The organism is Enterococcus sp. AZ109, assembly GCF_051714625.1.
Lineage (GTDB): Bacteria > Bacillota > Bacilli > Lactobacillales > Enterococcaceae > Enterococcus_A.
This window is the reverse complement of record NZ_JBIOSF010000001.1, coordinates 734,299-756,785: the sequence shown is the minus strand read 5'-3', so window position 1 is coordinate 756,785 and position 22,487 is coordinate 734,299. Positions and strand designations below refer to the sequence as shown.

The following is a 22,487-nucleotide window of genomic DNA, read 5'->3' as shown; positions in this document are numbered from 1 at the left end:
ATGACAAATATAAAAAAAGATGACAAATTAGTGAAAATTGGGGTACTTGGAGCGGGACAAATTTCACAGGCTGCCCACTTTGATTCAATTAGACGATCTAAAAATGCTGAATTGTATGCAATCTGTGATGTAGATGAGTACTTACTGAATGAAATGAATAGTATCTATCACCCAACGAAATTGTACAGAGACTTTGATGAAATGCTAAAAGATCCAGAAGTTGACGCAGTGGTTATTGGGATCGCAGATAATTTCCACGTGCCAATGTCAATCAAAGCAATCGAAGCTGGAAAGCACGTATTAGTTGAAAAACCTTTAGGCATGTCTATTGAAGAAGTTGAAAACCTTGGTAAAATTGTAGAGCAAGCAAAGGTTCATGTACAGGTAGGAAACATGAAACGCTTTGATCCAGGTATTGAAGCAGCAAAAGACTTTATTGACAATGAAATGGGAGAAATGCTGGCATTAAAAGCTTGGTACTGTGATAATACGTATCGCTACACAACTACTGACAATGTCCAACCAGTGATTCTTACAGGTCCTAATGCGAAAAAACCTGCTGGAGATCCAAAAGCGGATAAGCGTCGCTATTATATGAGAGGTCACGGAAGTCATTTGTTTGATACGGCAAGATATCTTGGCGGAAACATTATAGCTGTAACGGCTTGGCTAACTGAAAAATACGGTTCTTATTCTTGGTTTGTTACGGCAGAATTTGAAAATGGTTTTGTTGCGCAGTTAGATTTAACATTGCAGGTTAGAATGGATTGGCACGAAGGCTTTGAAGTCTATGGAGAAAATGGATCAATATTGGCTAAAACGTATAATCCTTGGACCTTCAGAAGTAGCGATGTAGAGATTTTCAAAGTTGCTGACGATAGTTTCCACCGCCCAATTGCAGTAGATGGACATTTTTATCGCCGTCAAATTGAAGATTTCGCTCAGGCTATTTTGACAGGAAAAGCCGGTAGAGGCGCAACTGTTAAGGATGGAATCGAAGCAATGAAAGTGATGCAAGCAGTGCAAGAGTCTGTAAAAACTGGCCAAAAGGTCTATGTTGATTCTGTTTCAGGAGAGTTATAGGAGGAGTAAAATGGCTTTTTTTAAAAAAGACGACATTGATTTTTACTTTGAAGACGATGCGAATTCAGGAACTCCTTTTATCTTTTTACACGGATTAGGTGGCGATACGGGGCAAACATCTGGATTAATGAAGAAAACAGCCGGCATCAGAAGAATTGTGATGGATTTCAGAGGTCATGGTAAAACCAGATATTTTGGTGACGAGTCGCTGCTTAGCTTCAATCAATTTGCTGATGATGTCAAAGCGTTAGCTGATTATCTAAAGCTAGATCAGTTCTTTTTGGGAGGAATCTCAACGGGAGCTGGAGTTTCATTAAACTTCGCTCTAAGATATCCAGAAAGAGTGAAGCGTCTCGTTCTTTCGCGACCAGCTTGGGAAGATTGTCCGCAGCCAGCAGATATTCGTGAGGCATTTAAAGTGATTTATCAGCTGTTAAATAACCCGGAAATAAAGGATAAGAAGGCTGAGTACAAGAAAAGCGGCATCTATCAAAAAATGAACAATTTATCTAGCTATGCTGGTGAGACCCTGTTAAGCCAATTTGATTATGCTTACGCTAGCGAGGCATCGCCAAAATTAATCTGTATGCCTGGAGATTCTCCAAATACTGATAGGAATGAGTGGCGCAAGCTTTCTATGCCAACGCTAATTTTGGGTAGTCATTTAGATCCATTACATCCTTATAGCTATGCTGAACTGCTGCATGAATATATTCCAGATTCAGAGTTTAAAGAAATTACTTCAAAAACAATTTCTGGAGAACAGCATGCAAAAGATTCTTACGGAGCTATTTGTTCATTTTTGAATCAGTAAACCAGGAAGCTGGCAACGAGTAGCCATATATAGCTTCCACTAAGAGGTGAAAAGTGAAAATTGTAACTGCGATTGACTCAATGAAAGGGTCGATGACGAGTATTGAGGCGAATAACATTATTGAAAAGGTTTTTGCTGATGAAAACACTGAGGTAAAAAAGATTGCGATTGCTGATGGTGGCGAAGGAACATTAGCAGCATTTCTGGAGAACTACAAGGGAAAGCTAGAGCAAATACCTGCCCATGATTTATCTGGAAATGAGCTAACGGCTTCTTACGTATGGATAGCGAGTGAGAAGCTGGCTGTTATTGAATCTGCTGACACTGCGGGCATCCAGTTTTTGACGGAGGAAAGCACCACACATCCGAGCAATACGAATACTTTTGGCGTTGGCGAAACCATTTTAGCAGCTTTGCATAAAGGTGCTAAAAAAGTAATCATTGGGTTAGGTGGAACTGGAACCGTTGATGGCGGGATCGGCGCGATGGCTGCTCTAGGTGTAATTTTTATTGATTCTGATGGGCAACATCTTGAACCAATAGGAAAGAATATTGGTAAGGTAGCTGAAATATCTTATGCGGGAGTTAGTCCTCTAATAAATGGTGTAGAGTTCCTACTAGCAACTGACGTTAATAGTTACCTGACCGGTGATTCTGGTGCTGTAAAAATGTTTGGCAAGCAAAAAGGCATTCATGTGAACGAGCAAGATTCTTACGAAGCAATGATGAGTCACTATGAGAAAATACTTTTAAGAAGTAGTGGCAAAGGTAAAGTTGCCGGAGATGGCGCAGCTGGTGGTCTTGGAATTGGGTTGCGTGTATTACTCAATGCTGAAGTTTTATCGGGTTTTAAAATCATCTCTGAGTATTCTGGGCTTACGAAAGAATTGGAAAACGCAGATTTAGTGATAACCGGTGAAGGGAAAATGGACGCACAAAGTTTACAAGGCAAAGTTCCTGTCGGAATCAGTATGCTTGCAAAACAGCGAAGCACTCCTGTAGTTGCTTTTGTCGGAATGTTTGATGGCGATTTAAGTTTATTCAAGGAAGCTGGTATCGATGCTGTAGTTTCGATCATTTCTAAAATAACCACCTTAGAAACTGCTCTTTCACAGGCTCACAGTAATTTAGAAAAAGCTGCAATCACGGCAAAAAATCTATTGTTCTTGTTGGGTAGAAAGTCGAAATGACGCCTTCGTTCTTTTGAGCGATAAACCACTGTTTTGTAAATATAAATATCTATCAATTAAGGAGAGGCGATTGGTCTCTTCTCTTTTGTCGTGAGACACTGCGATTCGAAGATTATTTTTCCGAGAACGGATGTCGGACAATAGCGTCGGCGGTCAAAGAAGCCGAGTATCCTATTAATCTAAAAGAAAGCGTGTTGCTGAATTTTAATAACAAAATACCGAAATGCTATGTAGGTTGCTACCAAAATATTTCAAGGATGGGAAAACAATAACCAATCTTTTTGAGCAGCATCATTGTTTATTAAGGAATATAAATTGTAAACGGATTATTCAGTTTTCAATTATACCTTTTGGAATTTTTTTAGAAAGAATTTCGACTATCGTTATATATCGGAATCAATAACAAACAATTGCTCTTGCTGTTGAATGAAGCCTGAAAAAACCGGATATTGATTGATATATCTCAATTTCGATAAAAAACAATTTGAAAACGTTTGAATCAATTAAATATGTAAAAAATACCAAAAACCCCTTTACTTGTTCATATTTTCACGATATAGTCATCTGGTAATAAAAATTTAAAAAGGAGTTTTTATATGACAACCCAATTTGATTCAGAAGATTATTTAGCAAAAGTTGATGCTTGGTGGCGGGCAGCAAACTACATTTCAGTAGCTCAGATGTATCTAAAAGATAACCCTTTACTAAGAAAACCGATCCAAAAAGAAGACGTGAAGACTCATCCAATTGGACACTGGGGCACGATTGCTGGACAAAACTTTTTGTACGCGCATTTAAATCGAGCAATTAATAAATTTGATCTAAATATGTTTTATATCGAAGGGCCTGGACATGGCGGGCAAGTAATGGTTTCGAACTCATATATTGACGGAAGCTACACAGAAATTTATCCTGAGATCACAGAAGATGAAGCTGGTTTGAAACAGTTATGTAAAGTTTTCTCTTTTCCAGGAGGTATTGCTTCACATGCTGCTCCTGAAACACCCGGTTCTATCCATGAAGGTGGCGAACTAGGTTATGCATTGTCACACGCAACCGGCGCTATTTTAGATAACCCTGATGTAATTGCAGCTACAGTAGTCGGCGATGGCGAAGCTGAAACTGGTCCATTAGTAGCTGGCTGGTTTTCGAATGTATTTATTAATCCAGTTAACGATGGCGCTGTTTTACCGATTCTTTACTTAAACGGTGGAAAAATCTCAAATCCAACGATTCTTTCTCGTAAAACCAATGAGGAATTAACCCAATACTTTGCAGGAATGGGCTGGAAGCCATATTTTGTGGAAGGAACTGATCCGGAAAAAGTTCACCCAATGATGGCAGAAACTTTGGATGCCGTGATTGAAGAAATTAAAGCGATCCAAGCGGAAGCACGTAAAGGTGACGCTAAGGATGCTGATATGCCAAAATGGCCAGTGATCATTTTCCGCACACCAAAAGGCTGGACTGGCCCTGAAACTTGGGATGGCGAACAAATTGCCGGTACCTTCAGAGCTCACCAAGTACCAATCCCAGTGGATTCTGAACATATGGAACACATTGACAAATTCGTAGAATGGTTGAAATCTTACCGTCCTGAAGAATTATTTGATGAAAATGGCAAAATTGTTGAGGAACTAAAAGCAATTTCTCCTAAAGGTGACAAACGTATGTCGACCAACCCGATTACTAACGGCGGTATTGATCCAAAACCGATGAAGATGCCAGATTGGAAACAATATGCAATCGATACGACAACTCCAGGTGCGGTAATGGCTCAAGATATGATTATCTTTGGTCAACAAGCTCGTGATATGATTACTGAAAATCCTGATAACTTCCGTATTTTTGGTCCAGATGAAACTAAATCTAATCGTTTGAATAAAGTCTTTGAAGTCACTGATCGCCAATGGCTAGAACCTAAAAACAGCACCGACGAATGGCAATCTTCTGTCGGTCGGGTAATCGATGGTCAATTATCAGAGCATCAAGCTGAAGGATTCTTGGAAGGCTATGTACTAACAGGACGTCATGGTTTCTTCGCCAGCTACGAATCTTTCTTGCGTGTAGTTGATTCAATGTTGACACAGCATTTCAAATGGATGCGTAAAGCTAGTGCCCATGCTTGGCGTAAAAAGTATCCAGCCTTGAATGTTATTGCTACTTCAACTGTTTTCCAGCAAGACCATAACGGATACACACACCAAGATCCAGGTGTGTTAACTCACTTAGCAGAAAAGAAACCTGAATTTATTCGTGAATACCTACCAGCAGATGCTAACAGCCTGATGGCGGTTATGGATAAAGCAATGCAAGACGAACAAGTCATTAACTTGATTGTTTCCAGCAAACATCCACGTCCGCAATTTTATTCAATTGATGAAGCGGAAGAATTAGTGGAAAAGGGCTTGAAGGTGATTGATTGGGCAAGTACTGATAATGGCGGCGAACCTGACTTAGTTATCGCTGCAGCTGGTACAGAACCAAACTTAGAAGCTTTAGCTGCCGTGTCAATTTTGAACAAGCAGTTCCCTGAGTTAAAAATCCGCTTCATCAACATTGTCGATATTTTGAAGCTGCGTCACCCAGATGTAGACCCTCGTGGGTTAAGCGATGATGAATTTGATGCTTTGTTTACGACTGATAAACCAATTGTCTTTGCTTTCCACGGGTATGAAGGAATGGTTCGCGACATCTTCTTTGATCGCAGCAATCACAACATCCATATTCATGGCTACCGGGAAAATGGCGATATCACTACTCCGTTTGATATGCGGGTATTTAGCGAAATGGATCGTTTCCACTTAGCACAAGACGGGGCAAATGCTGCATTAGGTGAAAAGGCTGCGGAATTCTCTAACAAGATGGACGAAACCTTAAGTTTCCACCATGACTTTATCAGAACCGAAGGAACCGATATTCCTGAAGTTGAGAACTGGAAATGGGAAGCATTGAAAGTACCAGTGACACAACGGTAATAACTGGGACACATGCGAACTTTCTTCTATAGTATAGTTTAAATCATTTCGGCCACCGGATATTTTCTGATTGAAGATATCTGGTGGCCTTTTTGGGTGATTTCGCGGCGGCGTTCAAGCATAAAACAGAGATAAATGCTTGTATTTCGCCTTTTTTGTTCACGTATTCACTTTATATCTAAAGAAAATAATTTCGCGTACACGACATAAATTTTCTCCATAAGCAATATATCTGATCGTGAATACGCTTTATGCGAAAGAAATTTCGCGAAAAGTCTTGACTGTTGAACTGGAACCGCTTATACTTCTATTTGTAAACGAAATATATTTCGTATAGGAGGAAGGAACATTGAGTTTGAACAAGTATGAAGAACAAATTGTAGGAGAGATTTCACAATCGTTAGCTAAAATTTCTGATGAAGAGTTTAATCAAGCATTAGAGCTAATTGAAGCGTCACCTAAAATTTTCGTGTTGGCGCTGGGTAGAGCAGGATTTGCGATTAAATCGTTCGCGATGCGTTTGATGCACATGGGTAAAGATTCTTATGTAATTGGTGAAACAATCACACCAAATTTTGAAAAGGATGATTTGTTAGTCATTGCTTCTGGATCAGGTGAGACGAAACAATTTTTGCAGATGGCAGAAAAGGCCCAAGGCTTTGGAGGTAAGGTATTAGCGTTTACTGGAAACGGCAATTCAACATTAGCTAATCTGGCAGATGCAAAAGTAGTCATTCCAGCACCAAGTAAAAATGTGGAAGAAAGCAGCTTCACGTCAGCTCAACCGATGGCATCCCTTTATGAACAATCAGTACTGCTGCTAGGCGATTCAATTGTCTTAGGACTAATGGAAAAATCAGATAAAGAAAATGAAGAAATGTTCAAAAAACACTCAAACTTAGAATAAACTTGGAGGATTAAAAATGACTACAGCAAGAACAGAAGAACTGAAACAAATTGCCAATTCAGCGAGAATTGACATCATCGACATGCTTACCGAAGCAGGCTCTGGACATCCAGGCGGTTCATTATCAATCATAGATATCGTAACCGTATTGTTCTACGACAAAATGAACATCGATCCGAAGAATCCTAAAATGGAAAACCGCGATCGCTTAGTTCTTTCAAAAGGACACGTAGCTCCAGCCCTTTATGCAACATTGGCGAACAAAGGCTACTTCCCGAAGGATGAATTAATGAAGCTTCGTAAAGCCGGCGAAATGCTGCAAGGACACCCAGACATGAAATCAACGCCTGGTGTGGATGCATCAACTGGTTCATTAGGACAAGGCTTAAGTATTGCGAACGGCATGGCGTTAGCTGCGAAATTAAACAAACAAGATCACACAATTTACGCGATTTTCGGTGATGGTGAATTACAAGAAGGTCAAGTTTGGGAAGCAGCCATGAGTTCTGCTCACTATAACTTAGACAACGTGATTGCTTTTGTTGACCACAACGGGTTACAAATTGATGGAACCAACGATGAAGTCATGACTGTCAATCCAATCGACGAAAAATTTGCTGCATTCAACTGGGAAGTCATCAAAATCGACGGCCACGATATCGATCAAATATCAAATGCCATCGACGAAGCGAAAAAAGTTGAAGGCAAACCAACTGTAATTATCGCCGCAACTGCTAAAGGCAAAGGCGTATCATTCATGGAAAATGATGGAAGCTGGCACGGAGTTGTTCCAAATGCTGAACAACATGATGCTGCAATCAAAGAATTGAGAGGTAACGAATAATGAACGCACCAACTAGAGAAGCTTTTGGAAAAACCTTAGTAGAATTAATCGACAATGAAGATGTTGTCGTCTTGGATGCCGACTTAGCGCATGCCACTAAATCAATGATGTTCGCCGATAAATGCCCAGAACGATTCTTCAATATGGGGATCGCGGAAGCAGATATGATCGGAACTGCTGCCGGATTAGCATTAAGCGGCAAAATTCCTTTTGCCAGCACTTTCGCAGTGTTCGCGACAGGTAGAGCGTTTGACCAAATCAGAAACTCAGTTTGTTACCCTAAAGCTAACGTAAAAATTGTCGGTACTCACGCTGGGATCAGTGTTGGAGAAGATGGTGGGACTCACCAAGCGATTGAAGATATCGCGATTATGCGCAGCCTGCCAAATATGACAATTATCCATCCATGTGATGATGTAGAAGCAAGACAAGCCGTGCTTGCCGCTGCTGAATTCCAAGGACCTGTATACTTACGTATGAGCCGCGTTGCAACACCAACTTTACACGATGAAGATTACAAATTCGAAATCGGTAAAGGTGAAGTAATGCGGGAAGGTAAAGATATCGCGATTGTTGCAACTGGGTTAATGGTTGCCAAAGCGAAGGAAGCGGCTGAACAATTAGCCGAAGCTGGAATCGATGCGAAAGTCATCAACATCCCAACTATCAAACCATTAGATGAAGAATTACTTTTAGCAACTGCGAAAGAAGTCAAAGGTTTCGTAACTGTTGAAGAACACAACGTTATCGGTGGACTAGGTGGCGCAGTTAGCGAATTGTTAGCTCAAAACGAACCGAAGAAAATCAAAATGGTTGGCGTACAAGATAAATTTGGTAAATCTGGTAACCCGGACAAATTGTTCGAAATGTACGGCTTAACCGTTGAGAAAATTGTTGAAGCTGCTAAAAGCTTATAATTTACATGGGTAATAAGACTAAGTAGTATCAAGCTCAATTAGTAAATGAAAAAAGTATTTTTCAGAGGAATCTTTGAGAAAACCATAAGACATGCAACTCTAGTATGTCTTGTGGCTTCTCGCTGATTGATTTCACAAAGCTAAGGAATTGAGAAAATTTTTAGAACTTATAAATAGATGATTTGACATTCAGGATTCATGCAACTGCCTGAAGTCAAAATATAGCAATTGTGTAACCGCTTCCTTATGCAAGTCAATCAAACGAACATCAATAAAAACTGAAAAAGACCTTTTAAATTTAGGGTAGATGAGCTTGATCGTTCTGATTCCTTCGTTTCAATCAACGAACCGTCAGTACTTAGTCTGTTATAAATGATGATCTTAGTGACTTCTGATTATCATCCGCTATAAAAATCAAATAAGGAGGGACTTAATCGAATGATGGCAACTCAGGAACGAAAATGAACCGTTACGTTCTTGATGCAACCAGACATTCAAACTAGCACGTTTGCAAAAGGATTTTAAGGAACAGCTCGCAATCTACAGCAATGATTCTTACTACGCTACAAGTAATTGATAATAAATCATGCACTTATGGAAGTTACGTTATATAGTAAATACAAGATGAACAGCGAATAAGACGATTATTGCCGTCAGAAGGGTAAAAAAATGTGGTAAAGAAAAAAGGAGGTATTCAATATGAAATATGAAGCTACTGTGGACGGAATTGTAAAGAATATCGGTGGTATTAGTAATCTTGAAAGTGCAACGCATTGTGCGACAAGACTGCGTTTTAAACTAGGAGATATGGACAAACTGAATGAGGCTGGTTTGAAAAAGACCAAATCTGTCATGGGTGTCCGGGTTATGGAAGGTAACGAAATCCAAATTATCATCGGGACTGATGTGAGTACCGTATACGAAGAGTTTATGGATATCACGGGCTTTAAGGGAACTGGCGGCGGAAGTTCAGCACCAGCTAAAAAAGGCAAGCTGACTTTAAAAGGTGCCGGTGCGATGGTGGTTGAGTATCTTAGTGGAACTGTTGCTCCGGTAATTCCGATTTACCTTGGTTGTGGGATGCTGTTGGCATTTCTGACAATTTGTACCAATTTCTTAGGCTTAGATGCGGATAGCGGCGTGGTTGTGATCTTGAATGGCGCGGCTGGTGCTGGTTTCTACTTCATGCCAATCGTTTTAGGTTGGTCAGCCATGGCAAAACTAAAAGCCGATCCAGCGCTAGGAGCGTTACTTGGGATGGCTTTGTTAGCACCTGAAATCAACAACGCAACTGGACTTGATTTCTTAGGATTGCCAGTGACCGCGGTTCAGTACAATGGCTCATTCTTGCCAATGCTGTTGGGTGCTGCCTTCATGGCGATGGTTTATCGTTTCTTCAAAGACAAAATTCCGCAAGCTGGACGTTACTTCTTGCTGCCGTTAGTAACCTTAGTAATTTCGATTCCAGTTACTTTAGTCATCTTAGGACCAATCGGTTACGTGGCCGGAACTCAATTGATGGCTTTCTTGAACATGATTGCTGGTCAATTTAAATTAGGTGCTTTAGCTATTTGGGGCTTCTTCACACCGCTAAGTATCATTACTGGGATGGACAAAGCCGTTTACTTCATTAATATGGAACACTTGAATGCAGTCGGCTTTGACAATATCTTCTTGCCTGGGGGACTTGCAGGGAACTCAGCGATTGGTGGTGCAGCGCTAGCTGTTTGGTATTTGAGTAAAAATGTTGATACGAAAGCAATTGGTGCCTCTTCAGGAATCACGGCAATTATCGGGATCACCGAGCCTGCCTTGTATGGTATCTGTGTAAACTTCAGGACACCCTTGTTAGGTGCTATGACGGGTGCTGCAATCGGGTCAGTGTTTGCTGGTTTAGTCGATTTGAAGCAATACGTATATGCAGGTCCAGGACTTGTGACTTCACCAGTGTATATTTCACCAGATGGCAGCATGACTAACTTTATCTTCTGTTTAGTAACCATCGGTGTTTCGGCCATTGCTGGATTTGCCATGACGTATATCTTTAGCGCCAAAGACAAACGCCAATACGATGGTGAGCCAGATGAAGTAGTGGCAGTTGCTGATCTCCCTGAAACTGCTGACGGACCTGGTATCGCTGAAAACATCAAGGAAGTGGATATGTTCCAAATCTGTGATGGAAAAGTATTGAAAATGGAAGAAGTCTCTGATGCAGTCTTCTCACAAAAAATGATGGGTGACGGCTATGCTGTCAAACCAACAGACTCAACTATGTATGCACCCGTTTCAGGAACCATTAAAACCATCTTTGAAACCAAGCATGCCATCGGAATTGAAACCTACAATGGATTAGAAGTATTGGTTCATATGGGAATTGACACAGTAGCATTAAAAGGCGAGCCTTTCGATCTCTTAGTTAAAGTGGGCGATAAAGTTACTGAGCAAACGCCAATTGCTAAAGTAGATTTAGCAAAAATCACTGCTGCAGGCAAGTCAGATGAAATGGTTGTTGTGATTACTAATATGGCAGCAGTTAAAGAGATTGATGTTATTGGAAATGATAATGGTCAAAAGCATAATCTTGTAGCAACGGTTGAACTAAATTAAATTTGGTTATACAGCCGCTATCGTTTATAATGAATAAAAGTCGGATAGTGCGAGGTGTGAATTATGAACGATACGAATGTTTTACAATCATTGAAAGCCATTTATGATGATCTCTTTGAACAAGAGAAAAAGGTCGCAGACTTTGTTTTAGAGCATCCCAGCGAGGTAACCAATATGAGTGTAACTGAACTGGCAGAGCATTCAAACGTCAGTGAAGCAACGATTATGCGGCTGTCGAAAAAAGCTGGATGCAAAGGCTTTTATCATTTTAAAATTTCCTTAGCTAGAAATATTCAAGATGAAAATACTGACCAGAGTTATGAAATCGATTTGAATGATTTTAATACCTCCATTCACAATATTTTTCAGTTCAAATGTGAAGAGCTGAAAAAGGGCGATGAATTAATTAATCGCGAGACGGTAAAAAAATCACTGGAATTAATTAAGACCTGTGATACGCTCTACATTTTTGGCGCAGGAAACACCAATCCCATCGCAGTCTATGCCGGATATCAATTTACCCAATACGGCATTCGGACAAATGTGGATATCGGACCGGAAATGCAGACGAATGCTGCTTTTCGAATGACGGAAAAGGATGCGTGCTTGCTGATCTCTAACTCAGGCAGTACCAATATGATCTTGGATATAGCGACGATTGCGAAGGAACGCAACACTCCTTCGATTGCTATCACTAGCTATGAAAAATCTCCATTAGTCAATTTAGTCGACCACTTACTGTTAAGCTATACCAGTGAGAAAACCTATTTCGAAGCAGTCAGTTCAACTAGAATGGCTCATTTAGCGATTATTGATATGCTGCTGTTGCTGCTGTCGGTAGACGAAGATGGCAAATATCATCGCTACAGCTCAGATCGGGAAGAATTTTTAGCGAAGTACAAATCGTGAGATTACTCTTTCAATTTTGAAAATTAGTTATATTTCTTGCGACTGAACTAATCAACTGATGCTGAAGTAGCGGACTAAACCAAATGAACTAGAAATACAAACAGCTAGGTGGCTCCTTTTGTCTAGCTGTTTGTTTGATGTGTCATTATTCTTTTAGACTTTGGTTGCAGTAATTCACCAATTATTGACTACGTAAAATCAGTTTCTCAACCTATAAGTATACTGATTGGTAATTTGTGGAACCATTTAACCAATTCAGGTCTGAGAACCAGCAGAAGTGAGAGGATTCTCAGCTAACTTAAATCTGGCAAAATCTAAATTAGTGAACCAACCATATTTCCGTTAGCTCAAGGGAAGAAAGCCCATGATTTTCTGGAGTCTGGAAAAAGCATGGGCAAGATCCTATTTGAACCGTAAACTTAATAAGGATACCTCCAGAAAGACGCAAAGTTCTCAATTCAGAGCTTTGCGTCTTTCTCTGGAGGTAGGTTATGAAGAGATTTTCCTGAATTCGTTCCATTCCCATCCAGCTATGTAACAAACACAGAGGGCGGTTGCTTATTGTATTAGCTCATTAATCTCTGATATTTTCTTCTTTAATGATGCATAATATGATCTTGAAACCGGACATTTTTTTTCATCAACAAGAAAAAGCTCTCTTCTCTTTTTATCCAATCCTATGACGTTGTCCCAATTTACAATATATCCCTGATGTGTTCTTAAAAATGAATGATTCAATTTCTCAACTTCTTTTAAAGTTGAAGTAAACTCAATAGATTTATTTCGTGAAACAAGTTTTATCTTATGTTTAGCTCCAGTAGTTTCAAAGTAATAGATATCATCTTTGAAAACTTCAAAATGATAGTATCTTCCTGAGAATGAAAGAATTTCTCTAGTATTTGAAGGAGAAATGTTTTTTTGAATGAAATGAATCGTATTTTTTAATCTTGAACCAATTGTTTCATCTGTACCGGCTTTGTCTAAAAAATCAAGTGCTCCAGTATTAAATTCGAAAGCTTTTGCTGTCATTTAAAAGAAAAATATTTAGAAACAATTGAATTGATTGATGATACAGATTGATTTAAGAGCTCTTCCTTGCTTAAAACTTTTGCCGCTTCGAATATACCTAGTTGAACCAAAATTTGTGTGAAGGTAGTTCTCACTTTACCGGCATCATAAGGCAAAGAAACAGTATCAATAATCTCATCAAAGCCTAAAGTTTTGGAATGTTTGAATAGCTCTAGATCGTCTAATAGCTTACTAAGCATATCTTTATTTTGAGTTTTTGAGAAGGCTAAAAGACCTAATCCAATGTCTACTAACGTTTTATCTTCCGTGACAATATCATTTTTTGATTGATTAATCGCAGCATGGAATCCTCCGTAGTTTTGATCATAGAAGTTTTCTCTAGTAAACATTTCCAAACTATCAATAATTTTAGTCATTAAACTGTCACCTCATTTTCTATCAAGTTGTTAATTAACCCTATTGCTTTATCAACTCCATCTTCGGAAGGGCACAATGCTTCATAGCCTAAAAAAAGATTATCTTTATCGGTTTGTAGTATTTCAAGAATGATGTTGCTGAATTTATTTGTGTTGTATCCAGAAAAAACAGGCAATCCGAGCTGCTCCAATCTTCGATAGGCCTCAACCTCATGATACTCCATGAAGTTTGGAAGATAGAAGACTGTTGGAACGTGAAGATAAGCTACTTCCGTTACAGTAATCCAACCAGGATGCGAGACAAGAAGATTACTATTTTCAATTAATGTTTTCCAATTTGGAAGATAAGGTAAATAAACAATCCCACTATCTCTTTTAGGCTTTTCACTAGTTCCTAATAGAACTAGTTGTAAATTTGGAATAAACGTTTTTAGTCTCTTAAAAGTATTGATATAAACCTCAAGATTTTTGAATTTGTCTTCTTCCAACATAGTTGTATTGCTGACAGTGCCAACAATATATGGATCATTTCTATTGATAAGTAAAGACTTAAAATCTATTGCTTCTGTATCTTCTCTCTCTACATACATGGAGCCCACAAAATGCACTTTGTCATTATTCGATAGTTGAACATCACTTTTGAAAGTTTCTAAAAAGACTTTGTCCGTAATAACTAAATCTGTGTTTTCAATCAGCCACGAGAAAAGTCTGTTTAAATCATTCTGTGCGGCAGTAATTTCGGGAATATCTACGTCAAATCCTCCGGAAATCAAATCATTTATCTCAACATCAACTAATGTGAAGTTATGTCTTTCAGTTACAAAGACCGATTTAGTATTTGTTGTTATTCCGGCGATAGAGGCGTTAATGTTGTAGTCACTGATTAATAAATCAGGCTCGATTGCATTGATTAAATCAACATACTTTAAGATTTTATCACCATTGAAAAAGGTAGGAATAAAATAATTAGTAATCATAGTTTTCCAATTAAGAGTCCTACTCAAGTGGGATTTGTTTGAATAACCAATAATACCTGTAGGATTCAAATCGATAACTTCTATTCCTGCTTTTTCAAAAAGCTCTGTAAACACATCTTGACGTGATCCTAGCAAAACTTTGATTTCCAAACTATCGTTGGTTTGTTTAAGCTTTTTACCAATAGCAAGTAATCTCATGTTGTGACCTGCTCCTGTAGGATTTGGGGCTAAAAGTACTTTCCTCATAATTTGTCCTCCTATACATTTTTTAAAATAAAGTTGTTGCTACTGATAAATGAATTATCAGAAATTGAAACTCCACCTAAAATTAAGCAGTTATCATCAATAACTACATTACTTCCGATTTTGACTGGTTGATAAATCATAGGAAGTGATTGTTGTGAATAATCATGACTGTTAGAAACGATGTGTACATTGTTCCCAATCTGACTATTGTTCCCAACAATGATTCTTCCGGCTCCTTCAAAGATGCAGCCATTAGAAATAGACACGTTATTTCCAAATTGAATATAACCACCGGTTGATTCATTCCCGATTAGTATATTATTAAAACCAATTTGATAATCATGCTCACAAATTATATGAGCAGATATGGAATTCCCATTTTTATCAGTAGAAAGATATTCGCCAAGAACTTGTTTCGCTAGATTGGACTTTAGTGCTGATCTGAAATCTGGAACAGAATCTTTAATATACATCCTTGTTTTTTTTACTAATAACCCTGTGCCATATGCAATTGTATCTGGTGGTATATCTTTTTTTACAACTGAATTGGCTCCGATAACCGAGCCTCTACCAATTGTTACTCCATCAGCGATTGAAACGTTAGCTCCTATCCAACAAAAATCCTCTATTTTAGTAGTTTTTAGTCCACCTCCAATTTTAGATTTAGAAGCAATTTGGACATAGTTCCCAATATTAGAGTTATTAACTTTGCATCTGAAACCAATGAAAACATCATCTCCGATAAAAGAGTTGTTGATGGTTGTACCTGTTCTAATCCAAATAAAGTTTCCTAAACTTGAATTGTCAATACGTACATTCTTGTCCAAGAGAATCTGTTTACTCAACTTCGTATCCATGTATTGTCACCTCGTTTCTATATTTCTAAAGTAATAGAAGTATCAAAATTATTCCATTATACGATATTGAACAGTATCGTTAGAAAAAAACGAATGAACAAATATTGTTTATTCTTGCCAAACGAACCATTTAGTACTATGATAGTTTCATGAATACAAAACAATCGCAACAGCAAGAAGATGAAATCAGAGTGAAAATCTTAAAAGCTTTAGCTGAACCTGCTAGATTAGAGATCATCAGGTTACTAAAAAATAGTGACAAAGAAGTTGGTTGTGGAGAGGTTGGTGAAAATATTAAACTAAGTAAATCAACTGTTTCTTATCACTTTAAAGCTCTTAGAGAGGCCGGATTAACATCAACTAGAAAAGAATCTAGAGAAAAATTCGTCACCTTAAATAAAGATACCTTTGATAAATATCTTCCGGGATTCCTAGATTCTTTATAGAATCTGGGTTTCTTTCTATACGATATATTCATAATTGCAGAACAATCGAATTGTTATCATCTGAGTTTCGATAGTTCCACAACAATAAAATAAATTTATTTTAGGAGTTGCTTTTTATGAAAAAGTATTCAATCATTTTTTTTCTTGTCATGTTTCTTATTGGAACAGATACTTTCTTAGTATCACCGCTTTTACCAACGCTTTCAGAACTATATGGAATTTCTTCAAGTATTTCTGGATGGATGGTAAGTGCATATGCTTTAGGATATGCACTGTTTGCTTTGATAAGTGGGCCATTTTCAGACGGAAGAGATCGAAAGAAAGTAATGATTTTTGGATTTATCGGATTTGCATTAGCTACTTTTTTATGTGGATTCGCAACAAGTTTTCAACTAATGATATTATTTAGATTTTTAGCTGGTGTTAGTGCTTCTTTTGTAACCCCACAAGTTTGGGCATCAATACCTGTTATTGCTCCCAAAGAAAAAATTGTGAAAATGATGGGTATGGCTAGTGCTGGGCTTGCAGTTTCTCAATTAATTGGAGTGCCTATCGGTAGTTATCTAGCTGTGATATCTTGGAGAGCACCATTTTTTGCTATTTCAATTGTTTCACTAGTTATGGTACTTGTGGTGAGTATACTTTTGCCTTCTCTAAATATTCAGAGTCAAATTGATCATAATGCCACAATTGGAAAAGTATACGGGGCATTGCTAAAAAACAATTTGGCATTAAAATACTTATTTGCTTATTTAGTATTCCAAACAGGAAATTTTTGTATGATGACATTCATCGGTTCTTGGCTTACCAGAGACTTTTATTTGAGTGTATCTGGAGTTGGTACAGCAATGATAGCAATAGGAGCAGGTAATTTATTCGGTACATTGTTTGGTAACAAACTTATAGCTAGATGGGGGCTTTCAAAGTCACTGTTGATTGGAATAATATTGCTTTGCGTATTATACTTTGCTACTCCGTTTTCAAGCTCGTTATACGTAGCAGAAGTATTACTTACTCTGGCTTTTATAGTTAATGGTTTTATCTTCCCAATTTTTATGACTACTTTACAAAGTACTACAACTACTGCAAGGAGTACCGTGTCGTCATTGTCTAATGCAGCCATGTATACCGGTACTACAATTGGTGGAATTGTTGGTGGAATTTTGTTCACAAGATTCACCGGTTTTTTTGGGATAGCTTTTTTCACTATTCTTACTTATTTAATCGTATTAATAATTTACAAATCAAGTGGAATATTTAATCAAAAAGAAAAAGATATTAAAGAAAGAGGAACAAACTAGAATGAATCAAGTAACTGATACAATGCTAAATCACGTAACGCATAGAATATTTGATAAAAATTTTGAGATTGATGATAGAACAATACAGACAATTATTGATTGTTTGAAAAAAGCTCCAACACATATTAACGGTCAATTTTATAGTGTAATAGTAGTAAGAGATTTAGAAAAAAGGAAAAGACTTGTTGAACTTAATCCATTAAATGGACATATATTGAAGTCATCTGTATTTTTACTATTTATTGCGGATTTTAACCGGTCTAGAATTATTATTGAATCCAATGATATCCATCATGATTTTGGAAAAAATATTGACAACTTGTTTGTGGCAGGAATTGATGCAGGATTAGCTGCGATGAATGCCGTAAATGCTATTGAAAGCTTAGAACTTGGCTGCGTAATTGTTGGTGGAGTTAGGTATCATGCAAAAGAAACAATTCAACTTTTTAACTTGCCTAAATTTACCTATCCACTATTCGGATTATCAATTGGTAAGCCTCTGGATAACCCAACTAAAAGTCCAAGACTACCTAAAGTGTTAAATGTGTTTGAAGAAAATTATAATACTATTCCATCTGATTTTTTTAATGATTACGATCAATTATTAATCGATAGTAGGGTGACTCAAGGGTCAATTTGGAGTGAGTCTATTTTCAATTATTTTGAGAAGGATACACTTAAAACTGTTACTAAAGAAAACTTAGAAGCACAAGGTTTGTTGAGCTGATTAAAAGGAATGAAGTTTGATATAGTAGGAATCTGACTTTATTGTCTATATATGAAGAAAAGTGATGATTCTATGAATTGTCACTTTTTTTTGCATTTGGTTTCATTTTTTCAAATTCAAGTTTACTTACTTATGAAGTATTAAGTACTAAGGAGGGATATCTTGGATATTGATGAAGAAGTGAAGCTGATTTATAGCTTAATGAGAGAAATCATCACTGAAAGAAGAGAGCTAACGAAACAATATTACGATCTAAAGTATCGGATAGATATGTTGGAGAGGGGGACTAAAATCAAAAATGACAGACGATTAATTCAAGGTAATGTTAGAGAGCACACTTCTATCACAAATCAGGTGAGTTCTAATAGTAGCAAAAAAAATCATAGTTTCCGGCAGAGTAAGCTAAAAAAAATTCCATTCGAGAGAATTGCTACATACATTACGGAAATTCTAAAAAGTTCAGAAGTTCCTTTAGGGAGTAAAGAAATTTACGAAAGACTGACTGACAAATATGAGGTTCAAATTCAATATTCTAACTTGACTAGCAACATATTACCTCGAATTCATCAATCGAATAGTTTTCATATTGAAAGAGCTTATAGAGGTTTTTGGCAATATAGAAATAGGAAGGAAGTTTATTATGACCAACGATAGACAACTAACGTACTTGTTTATTCGATACATCCACCAATCTATGCTCAACGAAAAACTAAACTATATTCGACTTTCAAAAAAGAAAGAAGCTGAAAACATACACGATGATAATTTGCTCATGAATTTGCAATATCAAGATGAAGGACTGTTAGAGCAATTATCTGAAAAACAATCGGAGGTCCTTGAGGAGTATGTTAATGATATCGAATTGTCGAATGCAATAGCCAAACTTACCAAAAGAGAAAAATTTATTATCTATAAAAGATTTGTCGAAGGAAAGAAAGATCCGGCTATAGCTCAAGAATTAGATATAAGTAGTCAAGCGGTGTCTAAACAAAGAAGAAAAGCGTTAGAAAGACTAAAACAATATCTTAACTCAAACTAGTAAATTTTCGGTGAAAATTCGATCTCCTCCATTAGTTACTTATTAATTGAAAAAAGGCTAATGAGGGAGATTGTAATGGAAAACTATGTGAATTTAGTACCGCTAATTTTACAAGCAAAAGCTGGCGACAATGAAGCTATGACTAAATTAATTGAACAGTTTGAAAATTTACTGATCAAACTTTCAAGAAACTGTTATGGCTCTGTTGATGAAGACTGTTATCAAACACTCGCTGAGCGATTTGTAAAAGCTGTTAGACAATTTGATCCAGAACGTCAAAATAGTAATTAATAAAGCTAAATGGATAAGCGAGATTCTGGGGATACTATCCTTTGAATCTTGCTTGTCCTACACATAGTTTTCCTTAGATATGCAACCTGAAAGACACCAAAGAAGATAAATACGAGTTGATGTAATTGTCTTAAAATAGAAGCAATCATATCTGTATGTTGCAGATCAAAATGGGGTATTCCTGACTTGCTAAGGTTAGGTGCTCTATTTTTTTGAAGAATCATCATCATGAAACATTCCATCTAACTCAAAAAAATAGCAGGATAGGTTTCATTTCTGTATCTAATTGTTTATTTACTATATGAAAACACATTTGATCTTTGAAAACTGAATAGCATTGTCAGGTACATTTATTTCTATAATGAGCTGCGACAGACTAGCGCCAAAATATTAATCTGATTAATGGAGCGGTAAATTAGTCATGTCTAATCACAATAGCAGCTGTGAATGCCATGAATTTTAGAAAGATAATGATACTTCCGTGAGGCTCGGCATAAATAGCGGAGAGGTGAAATTCCTATGTACCTTTTGTTGCAAAGGTAGCCTGACAATAACAATAAGTTGGAGGAAATGTAATGAACATTTTATTAGGATTGCTACTCTTCTTTTTTGGTTCTTTCGTAGGTGTAGCTATAATGGCGATACTTCAAGTAGGAGCTCAATCGGAAAGAAATATTCGTGAAAGCTTTGATCTGAATTCGAAACAAAATAGCGAAGATAAAACTGATATGCTCTAATTTTTGATATGAAAATTAGAGAAAATGATTTAAAGATGTGATTGATAAACTACTCTCTCCAAATGGTGATCTCGGCCGATAAACTACTCTTACCATACTCAGTCAGCTTAATAGCATCTGACAAATTCATTCGATCGACAGAACGCTCGCCACTTTTTAATTTTTTTATGGTGCCGATTTTAATTCCAGTACCTTCAGCGATGTCTTTTGCAGTGTTTTGTTTCAAAATTCGCGTGATTATATCAATATTGGCAATCCCAGTATTCATGCGTGATTGAACTCCCTCCGATTTTTTAATTATGATACCACTAGAGTGGTCAAAACGCAATTTTCAAAGGTACTGTAGTGGTCTCAGGTAAAATATTACAAAAAAATAGGGGAGAGATTTACACTTTAGCCAAAATTCTCTTGGAAAGCTGGTGAATTAGTATTTTATTGCTATTAAGCCTATCTATTCTTTAGATCAGTTCATCGATTTTAAAGCATTTAATGCCAAAAAACTATAAACAAAGAAGTGAAAGTATGTCTAACAAAGATTTTGAGTCTTTTTTCAAAAATGAAATTTTCCCAATCATTCAAGAGTTAATGGAGGAGTATACTTCCCACCTGCTAAAAATTGAACAACTACCTTTAGTTCTGACGAATGAAGATTTAAAAAGAGAGTTTCAAATCAGTGATAGTACACTCAATCGTTTGATCAATTTAGCTGACTTTCCGACCTGCTGGTATGGAATACGCGGACATTATTCTAGAGAGGATATTCTAGAATGGTACCGGAATAAAAATTATGACCTATTCATAGAAAAAATGCGGGCTCTTCGCTCGTTGTAGAATTTATTTTCGGAGGCGATCATAGTATAATGATTAGTATAGAAAACTTCGGTAAAGTCTTAGGTAACCGCGCCTCCTCCTTATGTTAGGAGGAAACGATGAAGACAAAAGATAGATTCAAAAGAAAAGTTACTGCTTCTGGTCAGGTTACTTGGTACTTCCAGGCATTTCGTACAACGAGAAGAGGATTTAAAACAAAACGCGAAGCGCAGCTTGCTTATCTAGAACTTGAAAAACAAAATAAAAGAAGGAAAAAGATTGTAGGTAGTAATGAAAAATTTGCGGTTGTTGCCGAGATGTGGTTTGATCACTATCGAGAGTTGAAAGAACAAAAGCAAAGTACCTATGATAAGAGAAAAGAATCTGTAAGAACTCTTTCAATGTGGATTGGTGATAAAGAATTGAAAGATATAGATTCTGAATTCTTAGTTAGTCTTTTCTTTGACCTAAAAGATAAAGGTTATGCCAAAAATTCCCTTTATAGCTTTAAACAAACGCTTAATCTAATTCTCAAATTTTGTGTAAAAAACAATCTGCTGAACGAGAACCCTTTGGTTGGTGTAACCCTTCCGAAGTACCAGAAAAGTGTACAAGACTTGAAAAATTCTTTGGAAAGTTTAGATCAGAAATATTTGACGATTGATGAATTGAGAACCCTTTTAAATTATTCTGTCATACACGAAGAGCTAACCCTTTCTACCTTATTTCATGTTTTGTTTTATACTGGATGCCGGATTAGTGAAGCTTTAGCTTTGCAGCCTGAAGATATTGACTTTCGAAAAAATGAAATTCTCTTTTTCAAGCAAACTGCTGTAAGTGGACGGCAAATTGATTTTCGGATTGAGACAACCAAAAGTGTTAGTTCGGCAAGAAGAGTTGTTGTTACTCCTCTTGTGATGGAGAAGCTTCAACACTTGATCAATGTTCTTGATGAAATGAGAGCTAATTTAGATTTTGTTATTGAAGAGCCTTATTTGTTTGTCTACCTAGATCCTTCTAAACGGGGCCTTCCTTTTAGAAGAGAGTACGTCAATGATCACATCAAAACCTGTGTTGCGAGGTGTGGCATTACGAAGCCGTTTCATACTCACCTAACAAGACATACAATGGCAAGCTTGGTGGCAGAGCATTGTAGCTGGGACGTTTTAAAAGCTCGGCTAGGTCATGCAGATAAATCAACATCAGAAATTTATCGTCACTTAACAGCTGACGAACGGCTAAAACCATTACAAGCATTTATTGATTTGGAAAGCTAGATTTCCTTATTCAACCACACTGCTATATCACTGAAATGTAGTCAGAATGTAGTCAATCTGACTGGAAACGTTGATATAACAACAA

At 37.2% G+C, this 22,487-nt stretch carries 23 protein-coding genes; 18 read left to right on the top strand and 5 right to left on the bottom strand.

What is annotated here, in order from left to right:
- The 9 genes from IGI42_RS03605 (at position 1) to IGI42_RS03565 (ending at position 12,249) form a co-directional block, all read left to right on the top strand.
- The gene (locus IGI42_RS03605) at positions 1-1,083 is read left to right on the top strand and encodes a Gfo/Idh/MocA family protein (protein WP_270660500.1); all 1,083 of its coding nucleotides are present in this window, start codon (positions 1-3) and stop codon (positions 1,081-1,083) included.
- 10 nt (positions 1,084-1,093) lie between these two features.
- Positions 1,094-1,897 carry an alpha/beta fold hydrolase gene (locus tag IGI42_RS03600; RefSeq protein WP_270660501.1) on the top strand — a complete coding sequence of 268 codons (804 nt, stop codon included), beginning with the start codon at positions 1,094-1,096 and terminating at the stop codon, positions 1,895-1,897.
- Positions 1,898-1,950: 53 nt separating this feature from the next.
- On the top strand, positions 1,951-3,087 hold the full coding sequence (locus tag IGI42_RS03595; protein WP_270660502.1) for a glycerate kinase family protein: 1,137 nt from the start codon (positions 1,951-1,953) through the stop codon (positions 3,085-3,087).
- Positions 3,088-3,683: 596 nt separating this feature from the next.
- Positions 3,684-6,065 (top strand): phosphoketolase family protein, encoded by a 2,382-nt coding sequence (locus tag IGI42_RS03590; protein ID WP_429973456.1) that lies wholly within the window; start codon positions 3,684-3,686, stop codon positions 6,063-6,065.
- Positions 6,066-6,414: 349 nt separating this feature from the next.
- Positions 6,415-6,972: a 6-phospho-3-hexuloisomerase gene (gene hxlB / locus IGI42_RS03585; protein ID WP_429963229.1), complete on the top strand. Its 558-nt coding sequence runs from the start codon at positions 6,415-6,417 to the stop codon at positions 6,970-6,972.
- A gap of 16 nt (positions 6,973-6,988) precedes the next feature.
- On the top strand, positions 6,989-7,816 hold the full coding sequence (locus tag IGI42_RS03580; protein ID WP_270660506.1) for a transketolase: 828 nt from the start codon (positions 6,989-6,991) through the stop codon (positions 7,814-7,816).
- On the top strand, positions 7,816-8,733 hold the full coding sequence (locus IGI42_RS03575; RefSeq protein WP_270660508.1) for a transketolase family protein: 918 nt from the start codon (positions 7,816-7,818) through the stop codon (positions 8,731-8,733). Before IGI42_RS03580 ends, IGI42_RS03575 begins: the two co-directional genes overlap by 1 nt.
- Before the next feature lie 699 nt (positions 8,734-9,432).
- On the top strand, positions 9,433-11,340 hold the full coding sequence (locus IGI42_RS03570) for a glucose PTS transporter subunit IIA (protein ID WP_270660509.1): 1,908 nt from the start codon (positions 9,433-9,435) through the stop codon (positions 11,338-11,340).
- A 63-nt stretch (positions 11,341-11,403) separates the two neighbouring features.
- Positions 11,404-12,249: a MurR/RpiR family transcriptional regulator gene (locus IGI42_RS03565; RefSeq protein ID WP_270660511.1), complete on the top strand. Its 846-nt coding sequence runs from the start codon at positions 11,404-11,406 to the stop codon at positions 12,247-12,249.
- Positions 12,250-12,807: 558 nt separating this feature from the next.
- On the opposite strand, the gene IGI42_RS03560 is transcribed toward IGI42_RS03565, so the two are convergent.
- Genes IGI42_RS03560 through IGI42_RS03545 form a run of 4 tightly spaced genes read right to left on the bottom strand, consistent with a single transcriptional unit; the run spans position 12,808 to position 15,774 of the window.
- Positions 12,808-13,278 carry a LytR/AlgR family response regulator transcription factor gene (locus IGI42_RS03560; protein WP_438714321.1) on the bottom strand — a complete coding sequence of 157 codons (471 nt, stop codon included), beginning with the start codon at positions 13,276-13,278 and terminating at the stop codon, positions 12,808-12,810.
- Positions 13,275-13,694, bottom strand: a complete 420-nt coding sequence (locus IGI42_RS03555) for a hypothetical protein (RefSeq protein ID WP_438714320.1) — start codon at positions 13,692-13,694, stop codon at positions 13,275-13,277. The genes IGI42_RS03560 and IGI42_RS03555 overlap by 4 nt, the downstream gene beginning before the upstream one ends.
- On the bottom strand, positions 13,694-14,917 hold the full coding sequence (locus IGI42_RS03550; protein WP_438714319.1) for a glycosyltransferase: 1,224 nt from the start codon (positions 14,915-14,917) through the stop codon (positions 13,694-13,696). The genes IGI42_RS03555 and IGI42_RS03550 overlap by 1 nt, the downstream gene beginning before the upstream one ends.
- Before the next feature lie 11 nt (positions 14,918-14,928).
- Positions 14,929-15,774 carry a DapH/DapD/GlmU-related protein gene (locus IGI42_RS03545; RefSeq protein ID WP_438714317.1) on the bottom strand — a complete coding sequence of 282 codons (846 nt, stop codon included), beginning with the start codon at positions 15,772-15,774 and terminating at the stop codon, positions 14,929-14,931.
- A 149-nt stretch (positions 15,775-15,923) separates the two neighbouring features.
- Here IGI42_RS03545 and IGI42_RS03540 point away from each other — a divergent pair, with 149 nt between their 5' ends.
- The 7 genes from IGI42_RS03540 to IGI42_RS03510 all read left to right on the top strand — a co-directional run bounded on the left by IGI42_RS03540 (position 15,924) and on the right by IGI42_RS03510 (position 20,315).
- Entirely contained in the window at positions 15,924-16,220 is a 297-nt protein-coding gene (locus tag IGI42_RS03540) for an ArsR/SmtB family transcription factor (protein ID WP_438714316.1), read from the top strand.
- A 116-nt stretch (positions 16,221-16,336) separates the two neighbouring features.
- Positions 16,337-17,521, top strand: coding sequence for an MFS transporter (locus IGI42_RS03535; protein ID WP_438714315.1), 1,185 nt, complete (start codon positions 16,337-16,339; stop codon positions 17,519-17,521).
- A gap of 1 nt (position 17,522) precedes the next feature.
- Positions 17,523-18,248: a nitroreductase family protein gene (locus tag IGI42_RS03530; protein WP_438714314.1), complete on the top strand. Its 726-nt coding sequence runs from the start codon at positions 17,523-17,525 to the stop codon at positions 18,246-18,248.
- Positions 18,249-18,410: 162 nt separating this feature from the next.
- On the top strand, positions 18,411-18,902 hold the full coding sequence (locus IGI42_RS03525) for a hypothetical protein (RefSeq protein ID WP_438714312.1): 492 nt from the start codon (positions 18,411-18,413) through the stop codon (positions 18,900-18,902).
- The gene (locus IGI42_RS03520) at positions 18,889-19,287 is read left to right on the top strand and encodes a sigma-70 family RNA polymerase sigma factor (protein WP_438714311.1); all 399 of its coding nucleotides are present in this window, start codon (positions 18,889-18,891) and stop codon (positions 19,285-19,287) included. Before IGI42_RS03525 ends, IGI42_RS03520 begins: the two co-directional genes overlap by 14 nt.
- Positions 19,288-19,362: 75 nt before the next feature.
- Positions 19,363-19,578 carry a helix-turn-helix domain-containing protein gene (locus IGI42_RS03515; RefSeq protein ID WP_438714309.1) on the top strand — a complete coding sequence of 72 codons (216 nt, stop codon included), beginning with the start codon at positions 19,363-19,365 and terminating at the stop codon, positions 19,576-19,578.
- 575 nt (positions 19,579-20,153) lie between these two features.
- Entirely contained in the window at positions 20,154-20,315 is a 162-nt protein-coding gene (locus IGI42_RS03510; protein ID WP_438714308.1) for a DUF3789 domain-containing protein, read from the top strand.
- Positions 20,316-20,364: 49 nt separating this feature from the next.
- On the opposite strand, the gene IGI42_RS03505 is transcribed toward IGI42_RS03510, so the two are convergent.
- On the bottom strand, positions 20,365-20,583 hold the full coding sequence (locus tag IGI42_RS03505; RefSeq protein ID WP_438714306.1) for a hypothetical protein: 219 nt from the start codon (positions 20,581-20,583) through the stop codon (positions 20,365-20,367).
- 254 nt (positions 20,584-20,837) lie between these two features.
- Here IGI42_RS03505 and IGI42_RS03500 point away from each other — a divergent pair, with 254 nt between their 5' ends.
- Entirely contained in the window at positions 20,838-21,146 is a 309-nt protein-coding gene (locus tag IGI42_RS03500) for a DNA-binding protein (protein WP_438714305.1), read from the top strand.
- Positions 21,147-21,244: 98 nt separating this feature from the next.
- On the top strand, positions 21,245-22,402 hold the full coding sequence (locus IGI42_RS03495; protein ID WP_438714304.1) for a tyrosine-type recombinase/integrase: 1,158 nt from the start codon (positions 21,245-21,247) through the stop codon (positions 22,400-22,402).
- Positions 22,403-22,487 lie beyond the last annotated feature (85 nt).

What these genes read in the sequence shown, in the direction of transcription:
- IGI42_RS03590 (WP_429973456.1), top strand. Translation starts at nt 3,684, where the DNA reads ATGACAACCCAATTTGATTCAGAAGATTATTTAGCAAAAGTTGATGCT.
- IGI42_RS03545 (WP_438714317.1), bottom strand. Translation starts at nt 15,774, where the DNA reads ATGGATACGAAGTTGAGTAAACAGATTCTCTTGGACAAGAATGTACGT.
- IGI42_RS03605 (WP_270660500.1), top strand. Translation starts at nt 1, where the DNA reads ATGACAAATATAAAAAAAGATGACAAATTAGTGAAAATTGGGGTACTT.
- IGI42_RS03540 (WP_438714316.1), top strand. Translation starts at nt 15,924, where the DNA reads ATGAATACAAAACAATCGCAACAGCAAGAAGATGAAATCAGAGTGAAA.
- IGI42_RS03535 (WP_438714315.1), top strand. Translation starts at nt 16,337, where the DNA reads ATGAAAAAGTATTCAATCATTTTTTTTCTTGTCATGTTTCTTATTGGA.
- IGI42_RS03600 (WP_270660501.1), top strand. Translation starts at nt 1,094, where the DNA reads ATGGCTTTTTTTAAAAAAGACGACATTGATTTTTACTTTGAAGACGAT.
- IGI42_RS03520 (WP_438714311.1), top strand. Translation starts at nt 18,889, where the DNA reads ATGACCAACGATAGACAACTAACGTACTTGTTTATTCGATACATCCAC.
- IGI42_RS03555 (WP_438714320.1), bottom strand. Translation starts at nt 13,694, where the DNA reads ATGACTAAAATTATTGATAGTTTGGAAATGTTTACTAGAGAAAACTTC.
- IGI42_RS03575 (WP_270660508.1), top strand. Translation starts at nt 7,816, where the DNA reads ATGAACGCACCAACTAGAGAAGCTTTTGGAAAAACCTTAGTAGAATTA.
- IGI42_RS03570 (WP_270660509.1), top strand. Translation starts at nt 9,433, where the DNA reads ATGAAATATGAAGCTACTGTGGACGGAATTGTAAAGAATATCGGTGGT.
- IGI42_RS03495 (WP_438714304.1), top strand. Translation starts at nt 21,245, where the DNA reads ATGAAGACAAAAGATAGATTCAAAAGAAAAGTTACTGCTTCTGGTCAG.
- IGI42_RS03560 (WP_438714321.1), bottom strand. Translation starts at nt 13,278, where the DNA reads ATGACAGCAAAAGCTTTCGAATTTAATACTGGAGCACTTGATTTTTTA.
- IGI42_RS03500 (WP_438714305.1), top strand. Translation starts at nt 20,838, where the DNA reads ATGTCTAACAAAGATTTTGAGTCTTTTTTCAAAAATGAAATTTTCCCA.
- IGI42_RS03580 (WP_270660506.1), top strand. Translation starts at nt 6,989, where the DNA reads ATGACTACAGCAAGAACAGAAGAACTGAAACAAATTGCCAATTCAGCG.
- IGI42_RS03505 (WP_438714306.1), bottom strand. Translation starts at nt 20,583, where the DNA reads ATGAATACTGGGATTGCCAATATTGATATAATCACGCGAATTTTGAAA.
- IGI42_RS03530 (WP_438714314.1), top strand. Translation starts at nt 17,523, where the DNA reads ATGAATCAAGTAACTGATACAATGCTAAATCACGTAACGCATAGAATA.
- IGI42_RS03565 (WP_270660511.1), top strand. Translation starts at nt 11,404, where the DNA reads ATGAACGATACGAATGTTTTACAATCATTGAAAGCCATTTATGATGAT.
- IGI42_RS03510 (WP_438714308.1), top strand. Translation starts at nt 20,154, where the DNA reads ATGAACATTTTATTAGGATTGCTACTCTTCTTTTTTGGTTCTTTCGTA.
- IGI42_RS03550 (WP_438714319.1), bottom strand. Translation starts at nt 14,917, where the DNA reads ATGAGGAAAGTACTTTTAGCCCCAAATCCTACAGGAGCAGGTCACAAC.
- IGI42_RS03515 (WP_438714309.1), top strand. Translation starts at nt 19,363, where the DNA reads ATGGAAAACTATGTGAATTTAGTACCGCTAATTTTACAAGCAAAAGCT.